Below are 7,068 nucleotides of genomic sequence, written 5' to 3'. Positions count from 1 at the left end.
CAACGGTTCTCGGCTTTGTTTCAGTTTTGCTGATTAAGCACAAACCTTAACAAATATAAACAAATTTTTGATTAAAAAACTTCCAAAATAAAAAAAGACCAAACCTGCAAAATTGAACAAAACCGTTGTTGTGCGTTGTGGCAACTTTAATTCAAATTGCGTCAATTCAGAATGAATTTATGTAAGTTGAATTTAAAGAATCAACACAAAGATATTCTACAAAGAATTTCCGCAAAACAATTCACGCAAACTTTTCTACAAAGTTCAGTTTTTGTTTTTAAAATGATTTTGATGATTAAATGATTTTCAGATTTTCTTACGTTAAAAACTAAATTTTTTAATGATTTAATGTTTTGATGATTTTATTGAATTTTCGCAAAACAATTCACGCAAACTTTTCGACAAAGTTCAGATTTTAAGTTTTCAATATTTTCAGAAATTCAGCGCAAAATATTTACACAAAATTTTCGGCAAAGTTCAGAAATTGCAAAGTTTTTCAGGTTTGATTTTCTACAAAAAAATGACGCAAAACTTTCCAGATTTAGAACACGAATTTTTATTTAATTTCGGTTTAAAATAGAGTAGAAGTTGTTTTGAAAACGATTTTTCAAGCCATAACGCACAACGTTTAGTGGCTTTATAAAGTGGTTTGAATTAATCACTGACCAAAGCAAATATAAACAAATTTTCGACTCATAGAGGTTTTTCCGTAGGAAAAACCAAGCCTAAACCATTTTATAAAACCATTGTTAGCAGAAGGTTTTTTTAATATTCTGTAACTTTGGATTTATCAAGACCTAGCGAAATGAGCTTACCATTTTTCCATTTATTTATTCTTCGGTTTATTTTTCTTCCGCTTTGAGAATAATCTAATTCATCTGTATAAACGATTTCCTTTATTTGTTCAGGATTCATATTAGCCAATTCCCTGACTTCTTTATGCTCAATCAGTTTTTTTGTTTTTGAATTTACAGTAAATAAATAACCTCTTGAAAGTGACCAACCATTTGAAGCACTTTTCTGTAAGTAAATATCTTTTTGACCATCAAAATTGTAATCTTTAAACTCTAAATAAAACTGCGTTCGATTAGCTAAAATATTATTTATTTCATCATTTTTAATCCACTTTTCATTTTTTTGTGTGTAAAGTTCAATTTGATATGTACTATCATTTGTACAATTTACAGTTAAAGCGTTTTTCTCATTTTTAGATAAAATATTTCCTGATTTAAAGTAAATAAATGGTTCAAAATTATCGAATTCTAAGGTGTCAACTTTTAATGCTTTTTCAAGAAGAATACTCAAAGTATCTTTTGAAATTAATTCATTAGAAACATTTTTCAAAGAAAGATTTTCTTCTGAAATTTCACTATTATTTTCGTCTTTTTTACAAGAAAAAAAACAGATAAAAATTGTTGAGATTATGATGTACGCAATTTTTTTCATAAACTTTCTGCTAACGTTTTGCGGCTTTAAGAAGTTTGGGAAAAATTAGCCCAAAACTTTCGATTAATTACTGAACTATAAAAGTACAAAACAAACTTTAAATTAAAGACTTAAACCCAAATTTCTTAAAACCGTTGTTAGCCGTTCGGTTTTATTATTTATTATTTTTCGTTATTATTTTCGCTTGTCCTTTCTAAATATTGTTCCCAATTTTCTAAATCAAGCATATTAATATTGTCCTCAACAAATTTAATACCAACTTCTGATAAAACGCCACATAATTCAAATGGTCCCATATCAAAAAATTTATGAAGTTTAGCTAAAACGAGATGAGAATTATAAAAAATAATTTTGCAATTCGTACCATCTTCAAAAGTTTCATTAAAATGATTTTCAGACATTAGTACATTTTTGTTTTCAAAATTCTTTGTTGAAATCATTGCACCAATAAAGTCTGGAAAATGATATGATTTGATGAATATTATATAATGACCTTTATTTTTATGATTAACATATCCTTTTAAAATATAACCAACTTTACAATTTTCAATTTCTATTAGTTTCATTTTTTTAAATCATTTTGTGCAATATATATTAGAGTTCCACCAAATGCTAAACAAAATAACATTATTAAAAATCCAAAACCTTCATTATTGTTGCTGTTTACCAAAGCAAAAAAGCCAAAAAATATCATAAATAAACCAAATAGAAACATTAAAACAAGGGCAAATTTTGATGTTGCTTTTTTTAACATAAATATAGATGAGTGTAAAAAATCATCAAAAGTCATTTTTGAAAAATATTCTGCTCTTTTATTCGCTTCTTTTTTTACATATTCATACGTTTCACTTTTCGTGTACTTTTCATTATTAAATTCATCGCTTTTTTTAGTATAAAATCTTCTTCTACGTTCGTCAAAAATGTCTTTTGTAATTTTATCTTTCAAAATTTCGTATGCTTCGAATACTTTTCTAAATTTCTCACTCGCATCACTAAATTTGTTTTTGTCTGGATGATATACCTTAGCAAGTTCTCTAAATGCTTTTTTGATTTCTTCTAAAGTTGCATTTTCAGAAATATTTAAAACTTTATAATAATCAATGAACTCCATTTATTTCATATTATTTATTTCATCATTTTCTTTTTTTTCTAAAGCAGTTTGTTTGTCTTCGACGGTTTTCGTTGCACTGTAAAACAAATATGCTGGAATTAACAGAAAAACTAATATAATAATTACATACATAAATGAATTTTCAGGTTCTTCATTACAAAGGTCAATACCACTTTTAATAAAAGCATATGTAAGTATTATTGCAATAATTAATTTTAATGTTTTCATAATTAGTCAGCGAGAGTTTTAATTAGTTTTGGACCTGCTGTATATGGATTGTTATTTATAATAGATTCAATTTTTGTTAGAAAATCTCTATTTTTTAAATAAGATTTATACTTTTGAGTGAATTGACTTCTACAAGCATATATATCACTTTCAATAGTTGAATAATTCAAGTTCAATTTGTCGTTTATTTTTTGCACGTCTGATTTGTACTTAACTAATAATTTTTTATTTATGTTATATGATTTATATATTTCAGCCAGTTTGTCAACATCAATATTGTTTTTTGAAAGTGAAGTTTTTGTACAATCACAAATTAGTTTTGCACCTGAAGTTGCTTTTGCATCAATGTCTGATTGAGCAATTAATTCTGATGGAATTAAAAATAAAAAGCAAAGATTAAAAAAAAGAATAATTTTCATAATTAAAATTTTAGAGTTATTGTTAAAAGTTAAAGATTATTTTATTTAGAATATTTTTTTAACCAATTATATGAATATGCAATTTGCCTGTTGAATAAAATTAAAATTATTGATATGATTAAAAAAGAATGGAATAGCAAATTAATAAAGTCATAATAGCTAATAAAATCGCTTAATATCCAACTATCGTAATACACTTTATTTGCATATTTAAAAAAATATTCAGGAAATATAAAACCATAATATATGAAAACGAAAATTACACAAAAGAAAATTCTTTTTGAATAATAAATTATTTCAAATGCAATTTTTCTTTTTTTGTTTTCTAATAACTCTTCTTCAATCATATTTATATTTTTTGATTATTAATTGCTTTTCTTACGATTCGCGATAAACTGACGGCTAACGTGTCGCGGCTTGCAGAAGTGGCGAACTTCGTAACCGATTATTTTCTGCTAAGATAAAATTTCTTGCGAAAGATAAACTTGAATTTACCACATATTTCGCCATTTTTGCAAACCGCTGTTGGCAGAAGGTTATTAAATATTTTATTGTTTTATTCATAATTTTATCTCACTGAAAGCTTAAATTCTTTTGAATAAATTGCCTTTTTTTCATTTGAACTTTCGTTGTAAAAATTATACTGAACAGGATAAAAAGTATAATTACCTTCTGATAATGGTTTTATTTTATAGATCCTTGTGGCGATGGATTTTATTTTATCTTTTTCAACAACGTGATCATTTTTTATCGTATTCGAAATGATTTCAAATGTTCCTGGAATATTAATTAGTGGTATGGTGTTATCATCTATGAAGCCTTCTCCATAAAGTTGCAAGCTAATTTCAATGATTTTATCTTTTTTAATTTTTGTTTGTTTTGGATAAAGAACCTCTAATTTATAATCACCATAAGATGTAATATTAAATGGAAATTTATAATCATATTGAAATCTTTTTGATACAATTCGCTTCGAAATTATCGGCAAAATAATTTTTGAAGTGTCGTCAAAACCAATATTTGTATAAGGTATACTATTTGTTTTATACGTTATAATTATTTTGTTTCTAATATAAGTATCATATAATTGTTTAAATCTAATTACATCTTTTGTGATTAAAGCGCAGTTATATTCTTTACCATTATACAATTCTTTACCATATTTAAATTTTTCGTCAATAGTATATATATACAATTCTTTTAAGTATTCAGCATCAAAATCACCTGTAATAACTTTAGGTATTATATCATCATCATAATACAATTTATATTCAATTGTAACTGGTTGATAGCAAAAAGGATTATAATTAGAAATATGAGCAACACAGAAAATTTTATTTTCATCTTTTAAGGGGTCGTTAACCAAAGTTGTTCCATTTACTTGTATTATTATTGGTTTAGTTTCAAATGATTTTTCATTATAGTCAAAAATTACGCTTTCTAGAATTAGTTTACCCGACCTTTTGGGTTTTAAATAATAGGTATAGATTGTATTACTAATCTTTAAGTCGCTTTGGTATGATACAGATACACTATGCTCCAAGGGTTTGTAAATTTCAAAATCTTTGAAATTAGGTGCTTTAAATTCCGCTTCAGAATTATTTGCTTCAAAATTTACTATTAAAACGTCAAAAAATCCAATTGTATCGTTAGAAATTTTAGTTTGTACAGTAAGGTCTTTCTGCGAAAAAACATTCACATTATAGATTAAAAAAATAAATATGACTGTTATTCTTACCTTCATAATTTCGATTATAGATTATGTTGATTTCTCTGTTTTGTTTTTAACTTTCTGCCAACGTCTCGTGGCTTTGCGAGGTTGCGAACTTCGTAACCGAGATTTTTCTGCTAAGATAAAATTTCTTGCGAAAGATAAACGTGAATTTTGCAATTATTTCGCAATCTCGCAAAACCGCTGTTGTGCGATTGTGCTTTTATACTGGAAAGCCACATTTTCTTAACTCTTCCAATTCAGTTTGGCTAAATTTATCAATTATTAATTTCCAAGATATTTTACTTTTTAATCTGGTTTTTGCCCAATGATATAAACTTTGAAATTCTCCGTTTTCTATTATTATTGGATACCATTGCCCTTGTTTTTTTCTATGTAATTTCCATTCATCTGTTCTGTCTGTATAACGTTCATTAATTTTTCCCCAAACTGGTTTTTCGTTAAAATGGTATTCCCAAACAAATTCAATTTCAGAAATTGTTTTTTTAGAAAGTTTTTCTTTTTTATTTACGTGTTTTAAAAATCTTATTCTCCATAGCATTTTCGAAGGTTCTTTAGCTTCGTATAAATCTTTAATTAATCTTTCTATAACATTTTTCGTATCTCTTTTAGTTGTTGAAAAGTCGAACCCGAACTCTTTTATTTGCTTTCTAACATCTAATTTCTTTCCTTTTGTATTTGCTGATGCAATACCAACAAGCCAAGTTCCAAGTCTATGTTCTTTATAAATATACCTATGATTTGCCTGTACCTTTTCGCCACTTTCAATAGCTTCTTTAAGTATTTCCAACCAAGATTTTTTAATAGTTTCTTGTCTTAAAATATGACCATCTCCAAAATAAAAATCTATTTGAATAAGTTTATCGATATGCTCTTTAGGCATTTCAATTTCAGGATGATTATATAATAATTTTTGCTTTTGATACCAACCATACAATGTTCTATCTTCATATTCTTTGGCAACAGTAACAGAATTATACTTTAACTTATAAGATTTCATTTTTTCAAACAAATAATCCCATTTTTTAAGATAATCATCTGTTATTTTTAATTCTTGTTTCTTGTAATCTATTAGTTTACGATTTTCTTTAATATCAATATTACCAAGTTCTTCAGAACTTGGTTTTCTTGTTTTTTTAGATTTGTCATATGTTTTATTAAGATTTTGGTTCACATTATCTCCTTCAAAATCTTCATTTGAAAGTAAACCTTTTTCATAAAGTTCGTCGATATATTCTTGTGTAACATTATTTAAATTTGGTTCAGTATATTCTAATAAAGGATTAAAATAATTTTTTAACTGATTGAGCACTTTCATTCCACTTTTATCTTGACTTGTAAAATCTAATAAAATTGATGCTTCAACATTATTAAATAATCCATTATTTGTAAAATTTGAAGATCCAACAATAATTCTATTTTTATCATTGCCTTCAAATAAATAAATTTTTGGATGGTAAATGTAGTTTTCTGTATAATAAATATAACAAGGAATATTTAATTCAAGTAATTTTTCAAGAGCTTGTTTGGATGTTACTTTGCCATTAATTCCAACGAAAAATGTTATGTTTTTTTTATCTGTTTTAGCCTTTTTCAAGAATTTTAATATTTGTGATAATCCTGTTTTTCTTAAAAATGCAACCAAAAACGTTATCTCGTTAAAAAATTCATTATTAAGTGCTGAACAAATATGATTTCCCGAAGTTTCAATTTCTTCATCGTATAATCCTTGACCTAAAAATTCTACAATCATAATTTAGTCGTTATTTTTCAACGGTTCACGTAGCATATCGCACAACGGTTCGCGGCTTTATTTCAGTTTTGCTGATTGATAAACAAGCCTTAACAAATATAAACAAATTTTTGATTTAAAAACTTTCCAAAATAGAAAAAGACCAAACCTGCAAAATTGAATAAAACCGTTGTTGTGGTTTCGTAATAACTTTAATTCAAATTGCGTCAATTCAGAATGAATTTATGTGTTTTGAATTTAAAGAATCAACACAAAGATTTTCTACAAAGAAATTCCGCAAAACAATTCACGCAAAATATTCAGACAAACTTTTTCGACAAAGTTCAATTTTTGATTTTAAAATGATTTTGATGAAAAAATGATTTTCAGAATCGTTACG

7 protein-coding genes are annotated in these 7,068 nt (G+C 25.9%); all 7 read right to left on the bottom strand.

Annotation, left to right across the window (positions count from 1 at the left end; genetic code table 11):
* Nucleotides 1–765 precede the first annotated feature (765 nt).
* Nucleotides 766–1,446, bottom strand: coding sequence for an XAC2610-related protein (locus G507_RS0109405; protein WP_026717249.1), 681 nt, complete (start codon nucleotides 1,444–1,446; stop codon nucleotides 766–768).
* Between the two features lie 161 nt (nucleotides 1,447–1,607).
* Nucleotides 1,608–2,012 carry a hypothetical protein gene (locus tag G507_RS0109400; RefSeq protein WP_026717248.1) on the bottom strand — a complete coding sequence of 135 codons (405 nt, stop codon included), beginning with the start codon at nucleotides 2,010–2,012 and terminating at the stop codon, nucleotides 1,608–1,610.
* Entirely contained in the window at nucleotides 2,009–2,557 is a 549-nt protein-coding gene (locus tag G507_RS17360; RefSeq protein ID WP_051191586.1) for a DnaJ domain-containing protein, read from the bottom strand. The genes G507_RS0109400 and G507_RS17360 overlap by 4 nt, the downstream gene beginning before the upstream one ends.
* The gene (locus tag G507_RS0109390) at nucleotides 2,558–2,785 is read right to left on the bottom strand and encodes a hypothetical protein (RefSeq protein ID WP_026717247.1); all 228 of its coding nucleotides are present in this window, start codon (nucleotides 2,783–2,785) and stop codon (nucleotides 2,558–2,560) included.
* A gap of 2 nt (nucleotides 2,786–2,787) precedes the next feature.
* Entirely contained in the window at nucleotides 2,788–3,204 is a 417-nt protein-coding gene (locus G507_RS0109385) for a hypothetical protein (protein ID WP_026717246.1), read from the bottom strand.
* 568 nt (nucleotides 3,205–3,772) lie between these two features.
* The gene (locus G507_RS0109375) at nucleotides 3,773–4,948 is read right to left on the bottom strand and encodes a BatD family protein (RefSeq protein WP_084518961.1); all 1,176 of its coding nucleotides are present in this window, start codon (nucleotides 4,946–4,948) and stop codon (nucleotides 3,773–3,775) included.
* A 190-nt stretch (nucleotides 4,949–5,138) separates the two neighbouring features.
* A complete protein-coding gene (locus G507_RS0109370; protein WP_026717243.1) occupies nucleotides 5,139–6,689 on the bottom strand; it encodes a phospholipase D-like domain-containing protein in 1,551 nt (516 codons plus the stop codon).
* Nucleotides 6,690–7,068: the final 379 nt, after the last annotated feature.

The organism is Flavobacterium gelidilacus DSM 15343 (genome assembly GCF_000422685.1).
Classification (GTDB): domain Bacteria; phylum Bacteroidota; class Bacteroidia; order Flavobacteriales; family Flavobacteriaceae; genus Flavobacterium; species Flavobacterium gelidilacus.
The sequence above is the reverse complement of the archived record's forward strand: the minus strand, read 5'-3'. Positions and strand labels throughout refer to the sequence as shown.

Bases quoted from the DNA above. Each gene is read 5' to 3' on its own strand.
- G507_RS17360 (WP_051191586.1), bottom strand. From the start codon at position 2,557: ATGGAGTTCATTGATTATTATAAAGTTTTAAATATTTCTGAAAATGCA.
- G507_RS0109405 (WP_026717249.1), bottom strand. From the start codon at position 1,446: ATGAAAAAAATTGCGTACATCATAATCTCAACAATTTTTATCTGTTTT.
- G507_RS0109400 (WP_026717248.1), bottom strand. From the start codon at position 2,012: ATGAAACTAATAGAAATTGAAAATTGTAAAGTTGGTTATATTTTAAAA.
- G507_RS0109390 (WP_026717247.1), bottom strand. From the start codon at position 2,785: ATGAAAACATTAAAATTAATTATTGCAATAATACTTACATATGCTTTT.
- G507_RS0109385 (WP_026717246.1), bottom strand. From the start codon at position 3,204: ATGAAAATTATTCTTTTTTTTAATCTTTGCTTTTTATTTTTAATTCCA.
- G507_RS0109375 (WP_084518961.1), bottom strand. From the start codon at position 4,948: ATGAAGGTAAGAATAACAGTCATATTTATTTTTTTAATCTATAATGTG.
- G507_RS0109370 (WP_026717243.1), bottom strand. From the start codon at position 6,689: ATGATTGTAGAATTTTTAGGTCAAGGATTATACGATGAAGAAATTGAA.